Below are 617 nucleotides of genomic sequence, written 5' to 3'. Positions count from 1 at the left end.
GCCTCGGAGATCTCCTCGCGGGTCTCGCCCATGCCCAGGATCAGGTTGGACTTGGTCACCATGCCCAGGTTCCGGCCCTGCGTGATCACATCCAGGGACCGCTCGTACCGGAACGCCGGGCGGATCCGCTTGAAGATCCGCGGCACGGTCTCCACGTTGTGCGCGAACACTTCAGGTTTTGAATCGCAGATCGCTTTGATGTGCCCGGGTTTGCCGGAGAAGTCCGGGATCAGCAGTTCGACGCCGGTGCCGGGGTTCAGTTCGTGGATCTTCCGGACCGTTTCGGCGTACAGCCACACGCCCTCGTCTTCGAGGTCGTCGCGGGCCACGCCGGTGACGGTGGCGTAGCGCAGCTGCATCGCCTGCACGGACCGGGCCACCTTGGTGGGTTCGAACATGTCCACCGGGGAGGGCTTGCCGGTATCGATCTGGCAGAAATCACAGCGCCGGGTGCACTCGGACCCGCCGATCAGGAACGTGGCTTCCTTGTCCTCCCAGCACTCGAAAATGTTGGGGCAGCCGGCCTCCTCACACACCGTGTGCAGGCCCTCTTTCTTGACCAGGTTCTTGAGCTGGACAAACTCCGGGCCCATCTGGACCTTCGCCTTGATCCACTC

The 617-nt window shown here is 63.5% G+C and carries 1 protein-coding gene; it reads right to left on the bottom strand.

The window, feature by feature from the left end; genetic code table 11:
* On the bottom strand, window positions 1–617 hold a 617-nt coding region (locus ACKAE7_RS21180), incomplete at both ends, for a lipoyl synthase (RefSeq protein ID WP_408980246.1).

Origin of the sequence: Pseudarthrobacter sp. NKDBFgelt (assembly GCF_046097905.1) — a bacterium.
GTDB classification, from domain to species: domain Bacteria; phylum Actinomycetota; class Actinomycetes; order Actinomycetales; family Micrococcaceae; genus Arthrobacter; species Arthrobacter polychromogenes.
The sequence above is the reverse complement of the archived record's forward strand: the minus strand, read 5'-3'. Positions and strand labels throughout refer to the sequence as shown.